This is a genomic window from Pseudomonas sp. A-B-19, from assembly GCF_019947515.1.
GTDB lineage: Bacteria > Pseudomonadota > Gammaproteobacteria > Pseudomonadales > Pseudomonadaceae > Aquipseudomonas.
This window is the reverse complement of record NZ_JAGYGN010000001.1, coordinates 463,009-480,430: the sequence shown is the minus strand read 5'-3', so window position 1 is coordinate 480,430 and position 17,422 is coordinate 463,009. Positions and strand designations below refer to the sequence as shown.

At 61.1% G+C, this 17,422-nt stretch carries 16 protein-coding genes; all 16 read left to right on the top strand.

All coding sequences use genetic code 11. The features are described from left to right. Window positions 1-191: 191 nt before the first annotated feature. Window positions 192-965: a glucose-1-phosphate cytidylyltransferase gene (rfbF, locus tag KGA81_RS02145; protein WP_223461314.1), complete on the top strand. Its 774-nt coding sequence runs from the start codon at window positions 192-194 to the stop codon at window positions 963-965. After that, a complete protein-coding gene (gene rfbG, locus KGA81_RS02140; RefSeq protein ID WP_223544362.1) occupies window positions 947-2,029 on the top strand; it encodes a CDP-glucose 4,6-dehydratase in 1,083 nt (360 codons plus the stop codon). Before rfbF ends, rfbG begins: the two co-directional genes overlap by 19 nt. Beyond that, window positions 2,026-2,586, top strand: a complete 561-nt coding sequence (locus KGA81_RS02135; RefSeq protein ID WP_223544361.1) for a dTDP-4-dehydrorhamnose 3,5-epimerase family protein — start codon at window positions 2,026-2,028, stop codon at window positions 2,584-2,586. Before rfbG ends, KGA81_RS02135 begins: the two co-directional genes overlap by 4 nt. Beyond that, complete coding sequence (locus tag KGA81_RS02130; protein ID WP_223544360.1) at window positions 2,583-3,809, top strand: class I SAM-dependent methyltransferase; 1,227 nt, start codon at window positions 2,583-2,585, stop codon at window positions 3,807-3,809. The genes KGA81_RS02135 and KGA81_RS02130 overlap by 4 nt, the downstream gene beginning before the upstream one ends. Beyond that, the gene (locus KGA81_RS02125) at window positions 3,806-4,927 is read left to right on the top strand and encodes a DegT/DnrJ/EryC1/StrS family aminotransferase (protein WP_223544359.1); all 1,122 of its coding nucleotides are present in this window, start codon (window positions 3,806-3,808) and stop codon (window positions 4,925-4,927) included. The genes KGA81_RS02130 and KGA81_RS02125 overlap by 4 nt, the downstream gene beginning before the upstream one ends. Continuing rightward, window positions 4,924-5,589, top strand: a complete 666-nt coding sequence (locus tag KGA81_RS02120) for an acetyltransferase (protein ID WP_223544358.1) — start codon at window positions 4,924-4,926, stop codon at window positions 5,587-5,589. Before KGA81_RS02125 ends, KGA81_RS02120 begins: the two co-directional genes overlap by 4 nt. Window positions 5,590-5,619: 30 nt before the next feature. Next, window positions 5,620-6,348 carry a cephalosporin hydroxylase family protein gene (locus KGA81_RS02115; protein WP_223544357.1) on the top strand — a complete coding sequence of 243 codons (729 nt, stop codon included), beginning with the start codon at window positions 5,620-5,622 and terminating at the stop codon, window positions 6,346-6,348. A 52-nt stretch (window positions 6,349-6,400) separates the two neighbouring features. After that, complete coding sequence (locus tag KGA81_RS02110) at window positions 6,401-9,325, top strand: TIGR00180 family glycosyltransferase (protein ID WP_223544356.1); 2,925 nt, start codon at window positions 6,401-6,403, stop codon at window positions 9,323-9,325. 126 nt (window positions 9,326-9,451) lie between these two features. Beyond that, on the top strand, window positions 9,452-10,642 hold the full coding sequence (gene pseC, locus KGA81_RS02105) for a UDP-4-amino-4,6-dideoxy-N-acetyl-beta-L-altrosamine transaminase (protein WP_223544355.1): 1,191 nt from the start codon (window positions 9,452-9,454) through the stop codon (window positions 10,640-10,642). Beyond that, window positions 10,642-11,262, top strand: coding sequence for a pseudaminic acid biosynthesis-associated methylase (locus tag KGA81_RS02100; RefSeq protein ID WP_223544354.1), 621 nt, complete (start codon window positions 10,642-10,644; stop codon window positions 11,260-11,262). Before pseC ends, KGA81_RS02100 begins: the two co-directional genes overlap by 1 nt. Continuing rightward, on the top strand, window positions 11,259-11,966 hold the full coding sequence (gene pseF / locus KGA81_RS02095; protein WP_223544353.1) for a pseudaminic acid cytidylyltransferase: 708 nt from the start codon (window positions 11,259-11,261) through the stop codon (window positions 11,964-11,966). Before KGA81_RS02100 ends, pseF begins: the two co-directional genes overlap by 4 nt. Next, window positions 11,963-13,468 (top strand): UDP-2,4-diacetamido-2,4,6-trideoxy-beta-L-altropyranose hydrolase, encoded by a 1,506-nt coding sequence (gene pseG, locus KGA81_RS02090; protein WP_223544352.1) that lies wholly within the window; start codon window positions 11,963-11,965, stop codon window positions 13,466-13,468. The genes pseF and pseG overlap by 4 nt, the downstream gene beginning before the upstream one ends. Next, window positions 13,461-14,513, top strand: coding sequence for a pseudaminic acid synthase (pseI, locus tag KGA81_RS02085; protein ID WP_223544351.1), 1,053 nt, complete (start codon window positions 13,461-13,463; stop codon window positions 14,511-14,513). Before pseG ends, pseI begins: the two co-directional genes overlap by 8 nt. Window positions 14,514-14,740: 227 nt before the next feature. Next, window positions 14,741-15,667, top strand: coding sequence for a ketoacyl-ACP synthase III (locus KGA81_RS02080; RefSeq protein WP_223544350.1), 927 nt, complete (start codon window positions 14,741-14,743; stop codon window positions 15,665-15,667). A gap of 90 nt (window positions 15,668-15,757) precedes the next feature. After that, entirely contained in the window at window positions 15,758-17,050 is a 1,293-nt protein-coding gene (locus KGA81_RS02075; protein WP_223544349.1) for a motility associated factor glycosyltransferase family protein, read from the top strand. Beyond that, window positions 17,047-17,313, top strand: a complete 267-nt coding sequence (locus KGA81_RS02070) for a hypothetical protein (protein ID WP_223544348.1) — start codon at window positions 17,047-17,049, stop codon at window positions 17,311-17,313. Before KGA81_RS02075 ends, KGA81_RS02070 begins: the two co-directional genes overlap by 4 nt. Window positions 17,314-17,422: the final 109 nt, after the last annotated feature.

The following is a 17,422-nucleotide window of genomic DNA, read 5'->3' as shown; positions in this document are numbered from 1 at the left end:
CCCGCAGCGCATCGCCCGGTAGCGGATTGAAAGAGCTGGCGCGTTTCCTGCAAGTCCCCCTTATATCGCCATAAAACGAGCACTTGCGGTGAGCCCGGACGTGCCCTGAACGGTGGCAGGTTTAACCCGGATGGCCCGCAAAAGCTTGATACAGCTTGGCTGAGCCCTGCGACGAACAAGAGAGGAAGGGGATGAAGGCAGTTATTTTGGCGGGTGGTCTGGGTACGCGGATCAGCGAGGAGTCGCATCTCAAGCCCAAGCCGATGATCGAGGTCGGCGGCAAGCCAATTCTCTGGCACATCATGAAACAGTACTCCGCTCACGGGATTCACGATTTCGTGATCTGCCTTGGCTACAAGGGCTATGCAATCAAGGACTTCTTCGCCAACTACTTTCTGCACACCTCCGACGTCACGTTCGACATGCGTAACAACCGCATGGATGTTCATCAGAACTACAGCGAGCCATGGCGCGTCACGCTGATCGACACCGGGGAAGAGACCATGACCGGCGGCCGGTTGCGCCGCGCCCGACGCTACCTCGAAGACGAACAGGCGTTCTGCTTTACCTACGGCGACGGCGTGTCGGACCTCAACATTGGCGCGTTGGTGGATTTCCATCTCAAGCACGGCAAGCTGGCGACCGTCACCGCAGTACAACCACCTGGCCGCTACGGCGCGCTCAATCGCGATGGTGACAAGGTCCTGGGCTTCACCGAAAAGCCACGCGGTGATGGTGGCTGGATCAATGGCGGGTTCTTCGTCCTCTCGCCCAAGGTGTTGCCGCTGATCGAAGGCGATGAGACCTCGTGGGAGTCTGGGCCGCTGGATGGTCTGGCCGAGCGCGACGAGCTCATGGCGTTCCAGCACGACGGTTTCTGGCAGCCGATGGACACCCTTCGTGACAAGAACCACCTCGAGGCGTTGTGGCAGAGCGGGGAGGCCCCATGGAAGCAATGGGACTGAGCCCGCAGTTCTGGCGCGGCAAGCGGGTGCTGGTCACCGGCCATACCGGTTTCAAAGGCAGTTGGCTGACGTTGTGGCTGCAAAGCCTGGGTGCCGAAGTCAGCGGGTTTTCCCTCGATCCGTCCACCGAACCGAGCCTTTTCGAACTGGCACGGGTGCATGAAGGCATCAACGATCAGCGCGGCGACTTGCGTGACCTGGGCGCTTTGCTGGAACTGATCGCCGAGACCCGGCCGGAAATCGTCCTGCACCTGGCGGCACAGCCGCTGGTGCGCGAAGGTTATCGCGACCCGTTGGGCACTTATTCCAGCAACGTCATGGGCACCCTCAACCTGCTCGAAGCGATTCGCCAGGTCGGCGGCGTGCGCGCCTGTGTGCTGGTGACCACCGACAAGGTCTACGCCAACCAGGAATGGCTGTGGCCGTACCGCGAAAACGAAGCGCTGGGCGGTCACGATCCCTACAGCAGCAGCAAGGCGTGCTGCGAATTGCTGGCGCAATCCTATGCCGCTTCGTTCTTTGCGCCGCAAAAGCACGCCGAACATGGTCTGGCATTGGCCACGGCGCGTGCCGGCAACGTGCTGGGCGGCGGCGATTTTGCCCCGGAGCGGTTGATTCCCGACGTGCTGCGGGCGTGGTCGGCGGATGAACCGGTGACCTTGCGTTATCCGCACGCGGTGCGCCCGTGGCAGCACGCACTGGAACCGCTGGCCGGTTATCTGCAACTGGCTGCCGGGCTGTATGAGCAAGGTACGCAATTCGCCGGGGCGTGGAATTTCGGTCCCGGCGAAGCGGACATGTGCAGCGTCGGTGAAGTGGTCGAACTGCTCGCCAGCCGCTGGCCGCAGGCACGCGGGCTGCGTATCGAACCGAGCGATATGCATGAGGCCGGCCTGTTGCGCCTGGACAGCAGCCGCGCCCGTCAATTGCTCGGCTGGCAACCGCGCTGGTCGTTGCAGCAGTGCCTGACCCAGACCCTGGATTGGCATCTGGCATGGCAGAACGGCGATGACATGCGCGCCATCACTCTGGCGCAACTGAACCTGTACCGAGGCGCGCTGTGAGTGAATTCCTGCTGAAGGCATTGCCGCTGAGCGGTTTGTTCAGCGTGCAGCAAAAACGCTTCGAGGACGAGCGCGGGCACTTTTCCCGATTGTTTTGCGAGAGCAGCCTGAGTGCGTTTGGCCAGGCGTTTCATATCCGCCAGATCAATCACTCCTGTACCCGCGAACGTGGCAGCGTGCGTGGCCTGCATTACCAGAATGCCCGCGCGCCGGAAGCCAAGTTGATCACCTGCCTGCGCGGGGAAGTCTGGGACGTCGCGGTGGATCTGCGTCCCGACTCCGAGACCTTCCTGCACTGGCACGCCGAACACCTGCGTGCCGGCGATGGCCGCAGCCTGTTGATTCCGGCCGGATTCGCCCACGGCTTCCAGACCCTGAGCGCCGACGCCGAGCTGCTTTACCTGCACAGCAACGACTACACGCCGGAACACGAAGGCGGGTTGTCGGTGTTCGATCCACGGCTGGCGATTGCCTGGCCGCTGCCTGTCAATAATCTGTCGGTGCGCGATGCCAGTCATCCAGCACTCGATGAACACTTCGCCGGAGTGCGTCTATGAACTGCCGTGGTTGCGCCACTGCGCTGACCCTGCCGCTGATCGACCTGGGCACCTCGCCGCCGTCCAATGCCTACGTGCGTGGCGACCAGCTGGAGCAGGCCGAACAATGGGTGCCGCTGAAGGTTGCCGTGTGCCAGCAATGCTGGCTGGTGCAAACCGAGGATTACACCCGCGCCGACAGCCTGTTCGATGCCGAGTACGCCTATTTCAGTTCGTTCTCCAGCACCTGGCTGGCCCATGCCGAGCGTTATGTGGCCGAGATGGTCGAGCGCTTCGGCCTGAGCGCCGATAGCCGCGTGGTGGAAATCGCGGCCAACGATGGCTACCTGTTGCAATACGTGGCCGGGCGCGGCATCCCTTGCCTGGGCGTCGAGCCGACCCGTAGCACCGCGCAAGCGGCACGGGAAAAAGGCCTGGAGATTCGTGAAGTATTTTTCGGTCGCGACACCGCCACGCAGCTGAGAAGCGAAGGCTGGGGCGCCGACCTGATGGCCGCCAACAACGTGCTGGCGCATGTGCCGGACATCAACGATTTCCTCGGTGGTTTTGCGACCCTGCTCAAACCGACTGGCGTGGCAACGTTTGAGTTTCCGCAACTGCTGACGCTGATGGCCGGCCAGCAATTCGACACGCTGTACCACGAGCACTATTCCTATCTGTCGTTGACCGCCGTGCAAACCCTCTGCGCGCGCAACGGCCTTGAAGTGTTCGACGTCAGCCAGTTGCCGACCCATGGCGGCTCGCTGCGGGTGTTCGTGCAGCGCATGGACGGTGAGCGCCGTGAAGTGCTGCCGGCGGTGCACCAGCAGTTGCAGGCCGAACTCGCCGCTGGGGTGAAAACCCCCGGGTACTACGCGACCCTCGCCCCGGCGGCCGAGCGCATCAAGCACGAACTGCTGCGTTTCCTGCTGCGGGCCAAGGCTGACGGCAAGCGTGTGGTCGGCTACGGCGCCGCCGCCAAGGGCAACACCTTGCTCAACTACGCCGGGGTCAAGCCGGACCTGTTGGCCTGGGTGGCCGATGCCAACCCGCACAAGCAAGGCAAGTACCTGCCCGGTAGTCGCATTCCGATCGTGTCGCCGGCCCGGATCGACATCGAGAAGCCGGATTACGTGCTGGTACTGCCGTGGAACCTGCTCGATGAGATCACCCAGGCCTTTGTCGGCATTCGTGCATGGGACGGTCGTTTTGTCATTGCCATTCCCGAGTTGATCATTCGATGAGCCGAATTCATTACACCAAACCCAGTGTCGGTGAGCTGGAAGCCGACTATGTGCTCGATGCCGTCCGCCATGGTTGGGGAGAGCGCTGCTACGAATACCTGACGCGCTTCGAAAAGTCCTTTGCCGAGCACGTGGGTGCGACGTACGCGATTGCCACGTCCAGTTGCACCGGCGCGCTGCATATGGGCATGGCGGCGCTGGGCATCGGTGCCGGCGATGAGGTGATCCTCGCCGATACCAACTGGATCGCCTCGGCCGCACCCATCACTTATCTGGGCGCGACGCCGGTGTTCGTCGACGTGCTGGCCGACAGCTGGTGCCTCGACCCGCAGCAGGTTCGCCGGGCGATCACTCCACGAACCAAGGCGATTCTGGCGGTGCACCTCTACGGCAATCTCTGCGACATGGATGCGTTGCTGGCCATCGGTCGCGAGTTTGGCCTGCCGGTCATCGAAGACGCCGCCGAGGCGATTGGCTCGCAGTGGCGCGGTCGGGCCGCCGGTTCGCTGGGCGCGTTCGGCGCGTTTTCCTTTCATGGCACCAAGACCATGACCACCGGCGAAGGCGGCATCTTCGTGACGTCGGACAAGGCTCTGTATGACCGTGTGCTGACCCTGTCCAACCATGGCCGCGTGGCTGGCAGCAGCAAACAGTTCTGGCCGGATTTCCTCGGTTTCAAATACAAGATGAGCAACCTGCAAGCCGCCGTCGGTTGCGCCCAGGTTGAACGGATCGAGGAGCTTATCCAGCGCAAGCGCGCGATCTTCGCCAACTACGCCGGCGCCCTGGCTGCATTGCCAGGCTTGTCCATGAACCCTGAGCCCGTACACGCGCGCAACGGTTACTGGATGCCTACCGTGGTCTTTGACCGCGAGTTGGGGATCACGCGGGACATGTTGATCGCCGCCTTCCAGGCCGCCGATATCGACGCGCGGGTGTTCTTCTGGCCGCTGTCGTCCTTGCCGATGTTCAGCGAACTGACGGCCGACTCGCCCGTGGCGCATGCGCTGCCGGAGCGCGCGATCAATCTGCCGAGTTACCACGACATGACCGATGACGATCAGCACCGGGTCATCGAGGTGCTGCGCGCGCTGGTACTCAAAAGGACTCGGCTATGAAGGTTTACCTGCTGGGGGCGGCCAATCCTGAAGCGGTACGGATGATCCTCACCCTGCAACGCAGTCAGCCGGACGTGCAGTTCGCCTTTCTCGATAACGATCAGGCGAAACAAGGCACGCTGTTTCATGGCGTGCCAGTGGTGGGTGGCACCGACAAGGTGGCCGAGCTGAAAGGCCCCGACACACGCTTTGTCAATTTGATCACCGGCAGCACGGCGCTGCGTTACCGGACCACCTGCGAGATCGTCGAGGCCGGTGGCGCCCTGGGCAACTTCATCCACCCGGGCATCGATCTGACGATGATCACGATGGGCATCGGCACCTATCTGCAAGAGGGCGTGATCATGCAGGCGCAAGTCAGCCTGGGTGACAACACCAGTATCAGCGCCGGCAGCGTGGTCGGGCATGAAGGGCTGGTCGGCCATTCGGTGTTCATGGCGCCGGGTGTCTGTATCGCTGGTTGTGTCGAGATCGGTGACGGCACCTTCATCGGCACCAACGCTACGATCCTGCCGCGTTTGCGCATCGGTCGTTGGGTCACCATCGGTGCGGGCGCCGTGGTGACCAGGGACGTTCCAGACTATGCGGTTGTGGTGGGCAGCCCCGCCAGGACCATCAAGACCAATCCTGCTTCCTTTCAAGACGGTCGGGTTTTCAAGTAACCACCGCGACTAATTTCCGGAGAGTCTGTAATGAATCCTCATGAGCAGTTTCGTGAAGAAGTAAAAGAGAACATCGAAGGCCTGCAACAGGACAAAGCCTTGCAAGCCACGTCGCTGGATTGGGTTGGCACCACCGCCAGGCACAAGTACACCTACAACTTCAGCTGGATGGGCCGCCCGATCATTCAGTTCCCCCAGGACATGGTCGCCATGCAGGAGATCATCTGGGCGCTGCGGCCGGACATCATCGTCGAGACCGGTATCGCCCACGGCGGCTCGCTGGTGTTTTACGCCTCGATGCTGGAGCTGATCGGCCATGGCGAAGTGCTGGGTGTCGACATCGATATCCGCCAGCACAACCGTGAGGCGATCGAAGCGCACCCGATGAGCAAGCGGATCCGGATGATCCAGGGTTCGAGCATTGATCCGGCGATCGTCGAACAGGTTCGCCAGCGCGTCGAAGGCAAGACCGTGCTGGTGGTCCTGGACTCCAACCACACCCACGAACATGTGCTTGAAGAGCTGCGGGCCTATGCGCCGATGACCTCGGTGGGCAGCTACTGCGTGGTGATGGATACCGTGGTGGAAGACATGCCCGAAGACGCGTTCCCGGACCGCCCGTGGGGCAAGGGTGACAACCCGAAAACCGCGGTATGGGCCTATCTGGAAGAAAACCGCGATTTTGCAATCGACCAGGCCATTCACAGCAAACTGTTGATCACCGTCGCGCCGGATGGCTATTTGCGTCGCGTGCGCTAATCGACAAGACATCGTTGGGTTTTTTCGGCGATACGCCGTTGTGGGGAAAGGTATGCAAGGCAAGATCAATTCTGGACACGGGTTGGCACTCAACGAACAGTTGACCGTGGTGCTGATGTCTCACGAGCGGCCGGCATTTTTGCGCCGGGCCGCACGTTTCTACAGCGGCTTGCCTTGCAGGATTCTGGTGCTGGACTCTTCGACCGAAGGCCAGCCAAGCCTGGCCGGGCAGTTTGAAAATGTGGATTACCAGCATGTCCCGCAGTTCGGCTACTGGGGTGTCCGCGCCAAGCTGGCCTTTGGCGTGGAGCAAGTGAGCACGCCGTTCATGGTGTTCGCCGCCGACGATGACTTCCATGTGCATGACGCCCTGCGCGCCGCCGTGGCGTTCATGGAGGCCAATCCCGACTACGGCCTGTGCCACGGCTACAGCATGATGTACCTGTCGCAACCCAACAGCGTCAGCTACTTTCGGCGTGACAAGAAGGTCTGCGAAGACTATTCGTCCGAGCACGCCGAGGAGCGTGTGCTCGATTACATGCACCAGTACCTGCCACCTTTCTATGCCGTACAGCGCACCGACCTGGTCCGTGACTGGTATCAGGTGATGCCGCAGGATACGTCCTTCCAATGGCAGGAAATCGGTCACACCTATTACATGCTGGCGCGGGGCAAGGCGCGGATTCTGCCGATCCCGTATGTCGTGCGTGAAATGAACTACGGGTATTCGGACCACAACACCGAGATCTTCCACACCCTGGCGCATACCGATGCCAGGACGGTTGCCGAGCGCGAAGCCTTTGCCGATTTCCTCTTCGGTCTGCCGACTCACGTTCAAAACGAAGACCCGGAGCAAGGCCGGCAGTTCGCGCTGCAAAGCTTTGAAGCCCTGGCCGATAGCTTGCGCACCGGTCGCGCACTGACCACCGAGCTGATTATCGAGTCCGCCTGGACGAGCGTCGAGAAAGGCCCGGAGCGCCGCTTCGGCCCCAAGCAATACGTCGAAATGCCGTTCTACAATCAGCCGTTTTTCGATCAGTTGACCCAGTTCGAATTCCTGTTGCACGCCATGCCGGCCGGTCGCGTTCAGTTGGCTGGCCTGGAGGGTATCTGGACCCGTCAGCAGAGCCTGATGCTGGCGCGTAACAATGACACGCCGGAAAGTGTGGTCGACCGTTTGTGGCAGGCCCATGACAGCAACGTGTTCAATCGCGCGGTGGTCAAGCGTCTGGTGGCTCAGCTGGAACTGCTGGGTGAAGACGAAGAGGCGCAGACCCTGCGCGACTGGGTTGCACGTCTTGAGGCGGTGTCGGTCGAGGGTAATCGTGCGACGTTCGACAAGATGCTGTCCGGTCGTTTGCTCAAGTGGCTTGCACCCCGTCAGCCCGATGCACTTGAAGCTGAGTCGATCGCCCAACACCTGGCGGCCAATGACGGTGGCCCGCAGTTCGGGATTTTCCTGCTGGACCTGGATAACGATATCGACAAGCTGCAGGTCTCTCTCGACAGCCTGCTCGAAGGTCACAGCAAGGCGTTCAAGATCGTGGTCTTCACCACCGGTGAAGCACCGGCGGCAACCACGGCGCAGAACACCCTGCACTTTGTCCGGGTCACGCAAAGCAATTACGTGGACAAGCTGAACCAGAGCGCGCGTCAGTCGACCTGCGATTGGTTGCTACTGGCTGAAGCCGGCGACGAGTTCACTGCCGGTGGCCTGTTGCGCGCCAGCCTGGAACTGCTGGCCGCTGCAGACTGCCGCGCCGTTGCCACCGACGAAATCCAGCGCACCGCCGAAGGCGCACTGGTGGACGTGTTCCGCCCTGGCTTCAATCTTGATTTGCTGCAAAGCCTGCCGGCCTTGATGGCGCGTCACTGGTTGATCCGTCGGCAAGTGTTCATTGAAGTCGGCGGCTACCAGCCTGACTTCAGCAAGGCCCTGGAGTTCGACTTGCTGCTGCGTATCATCGAGCAGGGTGGCCTCAACGGGCTGGCCCACCTGGACGAACCGTTGCTGATCAGCCGGGCACCGGTGCTGGAAGAAAACGCCGATGAGCGCCTGGCGTTGCTACGTCACTTGGGCAACCGTGGCTACAAGGCCAAGATCACATCGGCAGTACCGGGCACCTGGCAGGTCGATTACCGCCACACCGAGCGCCCGCTGGTGTCGATCATATTGCCGGCCGGGGACCATCTTTCGGCCCTGCAACAGTGCCTGCAAGCGGTCTTGCTGCGTACCCGCTACATCCAGTACGAAGTGCTGATCGCACTCAATCCGAATCAGTCGGCCGAAGTCAATGACTGGCTGGGTACTTACCAGCATCCGAAAGTCAGCGTGCTGCGTGCCGACCAGACCCTGAGCGAGGTGGCGTTGTACAACGCGGCCAGCCAGCAGGCGCAGGGCGAGTACCTGGTGCTGTTGGCCGCCGACAGTGAAGTGGTCAACCCGAACTGGCTCGAGTCGCTGCTCAATCACGCCCAGCGTCCGGAAGTCGGCGTGGTCGGTCCCAAGTTGATCGACCGTGATGGCAAGGTCACTCAGGCCGGGCTGATTCTCGGCATGAACGGTGGTGTGGGCTCAGCCTTTGTCGGTGAAAAGCACGACGCCGAAGGTTACTTGCACCGGTTGGCGCTGGAGCAGAACTACTCGGCGGTGTCGAAGGTATGCCTGATGGTGCGCAAAGCGTTGTTCGACGACCTGGACGGTCTGGACTGCGTGACTTTCGGCGACGGCTTGAGCGACGTCGATCTGTGCCTGCGGGCCGGTCAGGCCGGTTACCTCACCGTGTGGACACCGCTGGTACAGGTCATTCATTCGGGTGAAGTGCCACAGGTGCCGCAGGCCCTCGATGCGCTGCGTGAGAAGTGGGCGGCAGCCTTTGCCCAGGACCAGGCCTATAACGCCAATCTGGCTTTGAGCGGCAAAGGCTTTGCCCTGGGCGAAAGTGCTTCGGTGAACTGGGCGCAGTTGCTCGGCTAGGCCCGGCGAAAAGGTATAAGGGATTCAAGGCATGCACAACGGTAATTCAATTTTCATTGCAGGCCGGAACGGTTCGTTCGGGTGTCAGATCATCCGGGACGCGCTGGTGCGTGTCTGGTTGCCAGCATGATTCCTTATGCTCGGCAAAGCCTCGATCAGGCGGACATCGACGCCGTGGTCGGCGTATTGCAGTCTGACTGGTTGACCCAGGGGCCGACCATCGAGCGCTTCGAACGGGCGATGGCCGAACGCTGCGAGGCCGGTTTTGCCGTAGCGGTGTGCAATGCCACTGCGGCCCTGCATATCGCTTGCCTGGCGGCAGGGCTCGGCCCGGGCGATTGGCTGTGGACGACACCGAACACCTTTCTCGCCTCGGCCAACTGTGGTCGCTACTGCGGTGCCGAAGTGGATTTTGTCGACATCGACCCGCTGACCTGGAACCTCGATGCCGCTGCGCTGGCCGTCAAGCTGGAACGGGCCGAACGTGAAGGCCGGTTGCCGAAAGTGCTCGTGGCCGTGGCGTTCTCGGGGCAGAGCTGCGACATGCGCAGGATTGCCGCCCTGGCCAGGCGCTATGGCGTTACGGTGATCGAAGACGCGGCCCATGCCGCCGGTGCGTCCTACGCCGGGCGCCCGGTGGGTTGTGGCGAGTTTGCGGCGATGACCGTGTTCAGCTTTCATCCGGTGAAGATCATCACCAGTGCCGAGGGCGGCATGGTCATGACCAACAGCCTGGAACTCGCCGAGCGTTTGCAACGCTTGCGCAGCCACGGCATGACCCGGGATCCGCAGCAAATGACCGGACCCAGCCACGGCCCCTGGTACTACGAGCAGGTGGAACTGGGTTTCAACTACCGCATTACCGACCTGCAGGCGGCCCTCGGTTTGTCGCAGCTGAACAAACTGGATGAGTTCATCGAGCGCCGACGTGAATTGGCAGCGCGTTATGAGCGATTGCTGGCGTATTTGCCGCTGACCCTGCCCAGTGCGCAGCCTGAGGCCGAGTCGTCATGGCATCTGTATGTGGTGCGCCTGCAACTCGATCAGATCAATCTCACCCATCGTGAGGTGTTCGAGGGCTTGCGAGCTGCCGGGGTCGGTGTGAACCTGCACTACATTCCCGTGCATTTACAGCCTTACTATCGTGATCTCGGGTTCGCCGAAGGTGATTTTCCGCAGGCCGAACGTTACTACGCCGAAGCCATCAGCCTGCCGTTGTATCCGTTGCTCAGTGATGAACAACAGGACTACGTGGTCGAGCAGATGCGGCAGCTGATCGAAATAATCCAGCCATTGCGGCGGGTGGGAAATGTGTGATGCGTGAACTGACCGAGCAGGAAACTTTCTGGCAGGGCGAATTCGGCAACCAGTACGTTGACCGCAATGTCGGACAGCCGCTGGTGGCGGCCAACCTGGCGCTGTTCGCCAAGGCGCTGACACGGGTCGGGCGCATCGACAGCCTGGTGGAGCTGGGCACCAATGCCGGTAACAACCTGCAGGCACTGCGTCAGCTGTTGCCGCGCTGCGAGTTGTCCGGCGTGGAGATCAATGCCAGTGCCTGTGCTGCTGCCCAGGCCTTGGGTATCGCACAGATCTGGCACGGCTCGCTGTTCGACTTTCCCCGTGAACGCACCTACGACCTGACCCTGAGCAAAGGTGTGCTGATTCACTTGGCGCCGCAGTTGCTGCCGGCCGCCTACGCGCAACTGTATGAGCTGAGCCAGCGCTACATACTGATCGCCGAGTACTACAACCCGGCGCCGGTCGAAGTCCCGTATCGCGGCAATAGCGGCAAGTTGTTCAAACGCGATTTTGCCGGTGAAATGCTCGATCGCTACGACGACCTGCAACTGCTCGATTACGGTTTTGGCTACCACCGCGATCCGCAATTCCCGGTGGATGACATCACCTGGTTTGTCCTGGAAAAACGCCGTTGAACAACGTCGCCATCATCCCGGCCCGCGGTGGCAGCAAACGCATACCCCGCAAGAACCTCAAGCCGTTCGCCGGTGTGCCGATGATTATCCGCTCGATTCAGGTCGCGATGGAGTCCGGATTGTTTTCCCGGATCGTGGTCAGTACCGACGACGAAGAAATCGCCGGGCTGGCGCGGGACTGTGGCGCCCAGGTGCCCTTCATGCGTCCGGCCGCACTGGCCGACGACTTCACGGGGACCGCAGCGGTGATCGTCCATGCCCTGCTAGCCTTGCGCGAACAAGGGCACGAGTTTGATCGCGCTTGCTGCATCTACGCGACCGCGCCGTTGTTGCAAACACGATTTCTTGCCCAGGGGCTGAGCCTGCTGGAACAGCATCCCGACAAGTCTTTCGCCTTCTCGGTGTGCGACTTCGGTTTCCCGGTTCAACGAGCCCTGACCCTTGATGATCACGGCGCATTGATGGCGCTGTATCCGCAGTATCGTGACACCCGCTCCCAGGACTTGTCGGTCGCCTATCAGGATGCCGGGCAGTTCTACTGGGGGCGCAGCGATGCCTGGCTGCGCGGCGAGGTGTTGTATTCACCCTATAGTCTGCCGGTCATCCTGCCGCGGCATCTGGTGCAGGACATCGATACACCGCAGGACTGGACGCGCGCGGAGTACCTGTATGCCGCGCTCAAAGCCGCAGGTGAGCTGCCATGAGAGTGCTGATTCGCTCTGACGCCTCGCCGACCATCGGCAGTGGCCACATCGCGCGTTGCCTGTGCCTGGCCCGCGTATTGCGCCGGCAGGGCAGTCATGTGGCTTTCGCCTGTCGCCTGCTACCGGGGCATCGCCTGGAGGCACTGCGGGCCGAAGGTTTCGAAACCTTTGCGCTGCCCGAACGCTACAACGACGAAGACCCGCAACAAGCCATCGAATCCATGCTGCCCTGGCAGGCGGACATCGCCGCGCTCGAGCCGCTGCTGGAGCACCAGCCGGCGTTCGACTGGATCGTTGTCGACCACTACGGCCTCGATCATCACTGGCAGACGGCCGCCCGGCGCTTTGCGCCGCGGATCGCCGTGATCGATGATCTCGCTACGCGCAGCTACAGCGCCGACTTGCTGCTGAACCAGAATCTTTCCGGCACGCCAGAGGCTTATACCGCGCTGCTGACGCCAGGCTGCCGCACATTGTTCGGCCCCCGGTTTGCCATGTTGCGCGACGAGTTCTGTTGCCCGGCCATCGACATCAAGCCCCGGGCCCTGCGTGTGCTGGTGAACTTCGGTGGTTTTGACGCAGCCATGCAGACCCATCATGCAATGCTGGCGCTGGCGGACTTTGCCGGGCTGGAAGTCGATTTTGTCGCCGGTGCGGGTAATCCGGCCTGGGCGCAGATGCAGGCGTTGGCGGCCAGTCGCCCGCACTGGCGCCTGCACAGTTTTGTCAGCGACTTCTATCGATTGATGACCGAAGCCGACCTGTTTGTCGGGGCGGGTGGCGGCACCAGTTGGGAGCGGGCGGCCATGGGGCTGCCGACGATCTGCATTGCCGTATCGAACAACCAACAGGCCAACGGCGAGGTGATGGCGGCCGCGGGCGCTCATGTGTTCATGGGCGCCCGCGAGCACGTCAGCGTCGAGCAACTGCGCCTGGCCATCGGCTTTGTCGCGGGTAACCAGGGTTTGCGCCAGAGCCTGGCACAGCATTCGCGACGACTTGTCGATGGCTGGGGTGCGCAGCGGGTAGCGGTTGCGCTGGCCGGTGCGGTGCTAAGGATGCGCCCGGCGACCCTGGGTGATGCGCAGTTGTTATTCGACGGGCGCAACACCGAGGCCGTGCGTCGCTGGTCGTTGGAGCCTGGCGAGATCCACTGGCCTGCGCATCAAAACTGGCTGGCCGCGAGCCTGAACAATCCCCGGCGGCTGCTGTTGATTGCCGAGGCCGATGACGGTCCGGTCGGTGTGCTGCGTTATGACCGGCGTGGCTTTAGCGCCCAGGTGTCGATTTATCTGTTCGAAGGCCGGTTCGGCCTGGGCTGGGGCAGGGCGCTGCTGGCCCGTGGCGAAACCTTTGTGAAGGCCCACTGGCCGGAACTTCAGTCGCTTACCGCCCAGGTGTTGCCCGATAACCAGCCGTCGCTGAGGGTGTTTCGCGAAGCCGGTTTTACCCAGAGTGCCTGCGCGTTCACGCGCGTATTGAAGGATCACGCAGATGACTAGCTTCAAGATTGGCGAGCGCCTGATCGGTGCCGACGCGCCGCCTTTCATCATTGCCGAGATGAGCGGCAACCATAACCAGTCCCTGGACATGGCGCTGAAAATCGTCGAGGCCGCGGCCAGGGCCGGTGCCCATGCATTGAAACTGCAGACCTACACCGCCGACACCATGACCCTGGACCTGGCCGAGGGCGAGTTTTTCATCAAGGACCCCAACAGCCTGTGGGCGGGCACTTCGTTGTACGCGTTGTATGAGAAGGCCCACACGCCCTGGGAATGGCATGCGCCGATTTTCGCTCGTGCCAAAGAACTGGGCCTGCTGGCGTTTTCCACGCCATTCGATGACAGCGCCGTGGACTTCCTCGAAAGCCTCGACGTACCGGCCTACAAGATCGCCAGTTTCGAAAACACCGATTTGCCGCTGATACGCCGGGTGGCCGCGACGGGCAAGCCGCTGATCATTTCCACCGGCATGGCCAGCATCGCCGAGCTCGATGAAACCGTGCGTGCCGCCCGCGAAGCCGGGTGCAAGGATCTGGTGCTGCTCAAATGCACCAGCACCTACCCGGCATCTCCCGCGAACAGCAATGTGCGCACGATCGCGCATTTGCGGGAACTGTTCGATTGTCAGGTGGGGCTGTCCGATCACTCCATGGGTGTCGGTGTGTCCGTGGCGGCGGTGGCACTGGGGGCAACGGTGGTGGAAAAGCATTTCACCCTCGAGCGTGCGGCCGGTGGCGTCGATGCCGGTTTCTCTCTGGAGCCCTCGGAACTGGCCAGCCTGGTGATCGAAACCGAACGCGCCTGGCAAGCCATGGGGCACGTGCATTACGGCGTCACCGAGGCGGAGCGCCAATCCCTGGTATACCGTCGATCGCTGTATGTCACCCAGGACATGAAGGCCGGCGAGCCCTTCAATGCGACAAATCTGCGAGCCATCCGTCCGGGTCTCGGGCTGGCGCCCAAGTATGCGCAAAGCCTGCTGGAACGCCGTGCCCGTCAGGCTATCAAGCGTGGAACACCACTGGACTGGTCGTTGGTCGAATGACCCAATGCCGGGCTGATTCGGCAAAATAGCGTGACCTGCGAGTCATAACGGGCATCTTCACTGTATTGTATTGACCGGGAAGATGGCGCCTGACCCTTTATCGGGTTCAGCGATTGCCCTTTACGCTTTCCGGCTGTCGCCTCGGGGTGACGGAAATCCAGATTTGTCGGCGCCCCTCGATTCCTTGCGAGTGGTGGTATTGGGCTGTTTATTATTGGGAAGCCGTAATGATTGGCATAAAAAGCATTGCGAGCTACGTTCCTGTAGCCGGCGTGGACAATTATGCACAAGGTGCAAAATTCGAGAAGGATGAAGAGTTCATCCTGGGCAAGATCGGTTCGGCTTTCCTGCCGCGCAAAGGCGTTGATCAGGAAACATCCGATCTGTGCGTTGAAGCGGCCAATGCGCTGTTTGCCAGCAACCCTGATCTGAAGCGTGAATCCATCGATGCGTTGATCATCGTCACCCAGAACGGTGACGAAGAAGGCCTGCCGCATACCGCGGCCATCGTGCAGGACAAACTCGGCCTGTCGACCAACGTCGCCGCGTTCGATATTTCCCTGGGCTGTTCCGGTTACGTCTACGGCATCTATGCGATCAAGGGCTTCATGGAGGCCGCTGGCCTGAAGAACGGCCTGCTGATCACTGCCGACCCGTATTCGAAGATCGTCGACCCGGAAGATCGTAACACCACCATGTTGTTCGGCGATGCGGCCACCGCGACCTGGATGGGTGAAAACCCGACCTGGGCTCTGGGCAAGGCCAAGTTCGGCACCGATGGTTCCGGCGCTCCGCATTTGAAAGTCACCGACGGCGTGTTCTTCATGAACGGCCGCCAGGTATTCAACTTCGCACTGCTCAAGGTGCCGGCACACTTGCATGAGTTGCTGGGCGAGTCGCAACTGAGCGCCGACGACATCGATGCGTTCTGCATTCACCAGGGCAGCGCAGCGATTGTCGATGCAGTCGCGCGACGTTTCGAAGAATGCCCGCAGAAGTTCATCAAGGACATGGTCGAGACCGGTAACACGGTGTCGTCGAGCATTCCATTGCTGCTGGAAAAGCATATTCTCGATTCCGAATGGAAGCGCGTTGCGCTCAGTGGTTTCGGCGTGGGGCTGTCATGGGGTTCGGCGATCATCTATCGCCCTTGAGTGAAGGTTTTTTAATAAAAAGGCCGGTACAAAAAAGCGCTCAAGGGTTAACCTTGAGCGCTTTTTTGCTTGTAAGGAATGCGAGGTAGCATGAGCGAATGCTTTGAAGACAATGCTCAGGTTATTCAGCAGCGCTGGCCGTCGCTGTATGCGCGATTGGAAACAGAAGATCGCCTGGCTGTCGAGGTCGACCTGATCGAAGGGCGGAACTCTACGTTGTGTGTGGGCGGCATCCAGCTCACCAGCCGCCATGATCGCCTGCACGAGGCTCGTTTGCAGGCTGCCAGCCTCCCACTCGACGAGGCACAGCTGCACGTTTACGGCACCGGCTTCGGCGATTTGCCTGCAGTTTTGCTGGAGCGCGCCGGGCTTGAAAAGCTCTATGTCCATATCCTCAATGGCGCGGTTTTCGCACTGGTGTTGCAGCTGATCGATCAGCGCCAGTGGCTGGGCGATCCTCGCGTGCAATTGTTGTATGCCGGCGATCTGTCGGACATCTGCACACCGTTTTTTGCGTTGCCGGCCGAAATGCTGCTGGCGGATGACTTCAGTGCGAAGATTCGTGATCGCCTGGTCAGCGAAGTACACCTGAGTTTCAACAATCGAGAGTTCGACCCGCAGTCTCCCGTCATTCAACAGCGCTTGCAGGACACCCTCGAAGTGCTGCTGGCCGATGATGATGTGGCACAGCTGTTTGGCACGTGTTCCGGGCGTGAAATCTACGTGATCGCCACAGGGCCCAGCCTTGAAGGGAATTTCGAGCGCCTGGCAGCCGTGCGCAATCAAGCGTCGCGACCACTGTTCATCAGTGTGGATACCGCCTACCGGCCCCTTCGCGAGCATGGAATCAAGCCGGACCTGGTCGTGAGCATCGATCAGCGCATCAGTGAGCTGCACTTGCCGGGCGAGGGCTCCGAAGGCATTCCGCTGGTGTACTTGCCTTTGAGCGATCCACACATGCTGAAGGCCTGGCAAGGCAAACGTTATGGCGGTTACTCCGCCAGCCCGATCTATGCCGCATTGCGAGAGCAACACCCGCGTGCGCAGCTCTACGTCAGCGGCAGCGTGATCCACCCGGCGGTCGATCTGGCGGTGAAGATGGGCGCGCAGCGCATCACGCTTTTCGGTGCGGATTTTTCTTTTCCCATGAACCGGACCCATACCGGTTGGAACGATGGTGACCTGGGGCCGCCGGTGAACCAGGCCAGGCACTGGGTGCACGATGGTCATGGGCAAAAGGTCAAGACACAGCTGAATTTCCGCAGTTACCTGTGTGAGCTCGAGCGTTACATTGCCAGGCATCCTGAGGTGCTTTTTTTCAATAGCAGCCGGGCTGGGGCAATGATTGCCGGTACGCAGTTCAATCAGGATTTCGTGCAATGAAGGCGCCAGTGAAAGGCATCGATGAGTACCGGCAGTGCGCAGGGCTTTTTCGCCTGGGGCGTGATGTCGAAGCGGCACTGAACATGGTTGATCTGTTCGATGAGGCGCAACGACTGTTTGCGCGGATGCCCCAGGAAGTTCAGCAGGCCTGGGCTTTGATGCTCAGGCAAATGCTGGCCTGTCAGGAGCGCCAGGATTGGCTGGGGCTCGCCGACTTCATGGAATATGAGTTGATCGAGCTGCTCGAAAACCTGCCGGACTGAGGGGCAGCAACAGCTTTGGCACGGGCGTTTGTGGGCTGGACAGTTTTATGGCGTCATTTTTTCGTGGTTGAGGGGCGCTAAGCCCTTGTTTTCTCGGGGGTGGCAGGGT

Excerpts from the sequence above, each read along its gene's own strand:
- KGA81_RS02100 (WP_223544354.1), top strand. The coding sequence starts at position 10,642 with ATGCGTGAACTGACCGAGCAGGAAACTTTCTGGCAGGGCGAATTCGGC.
- KGA81_RS02115 (WP_223544357.1), top strand. The coding sequence starts at position 5,620 with ATGAATCCTCATGAGCAGTTTCGTGAAGAAGTAAAAGAGAACATCGAA.
- KGA81_RS02070 (WP_223544348.1), top strand. The coding sequence starts at position 17,047 with ATGAAGGCGCCAGTGAAAGGCATCGATGAGTACCGGCAGTGCGCAGGG.
- rfbG (WP_223544362.1), top strand. The coding sequence starts at position 947 with ATGGAAGCAATGGGACTGAGCCCGCAGTTCTGGCGCGGCAAGCGGGTG.
- KGA81_RS02080 (WP_223544350.1), top strand. The coding sequence starts at position 14,741 with ATGATTGGCATAAAAAGCATTGCGAGCTACGTTCCTGTAGCCGGCGTG.
- rfbF (WP_223461314.1), top strand. The coding sequence starts at position 192 with ATGAAGGCAGTTATTTTGGCGGGTGGTCTGGGTACGCGGATCAGCGAG.
- pseI (WP_223544351.1), top strand. The coding sequence starts at position 13,461 with ATGACTAGCTTCAAGATTGGCGAGCGCCTGATCGGTGCCGACGCGCCG.
- pseC (WP_223544355.1), top strand. The coding sequence starts at position 9,452 with ATGATTCCTTATGCTCGGCAAAGCCTCGATCAGGCGGACATCGACGCC.
- pseG (WP_223544352.1), top strand. The coding sequence starts at position 11,963 with ATGAGAGTGCTGATTCGCTCTGACGCCTCGCCGACCATCGGCAGTGGC.
- KGA81_RS02125 (WP_223544359.1), top strand. The coding sequence starts at position 3,806 with ATGAGCCGAATTCATTACACCAAACCCAGTGTCGGTGAGCTGGAAGCC.
- KGA81_RS02075 (WP_223544349.1), top strand. The coding sequence starts at position 15,758 with ATGAGCGAATGCTTTGAAGACAATGCTCAGGTTATTCAGCAGCGCTGG.
- KGA81_RS02120 (WP_223544358.1), top strand. The coding sequence starts at position 4,924 with ATGAAGGTTTACCTGCTGGGGGCGGCCAATCCTGAAGCGGTACGGATG.
- KGA81_RS02130 (WP_223544360.1), top strand. The coding sequence starts at position 2,583 with ATGAACTGCCGTGGTTGCGCCACTGCGCTGACCCTGCCGCTGATCGAC.
- KGA81_RS02110 (WP_223544356.1), top strand. The coding sequence starts at position 6,401 with ATGCAAGGCAAGATCAATTCTGGACACGGGTTGGCACTCAACGAACAG.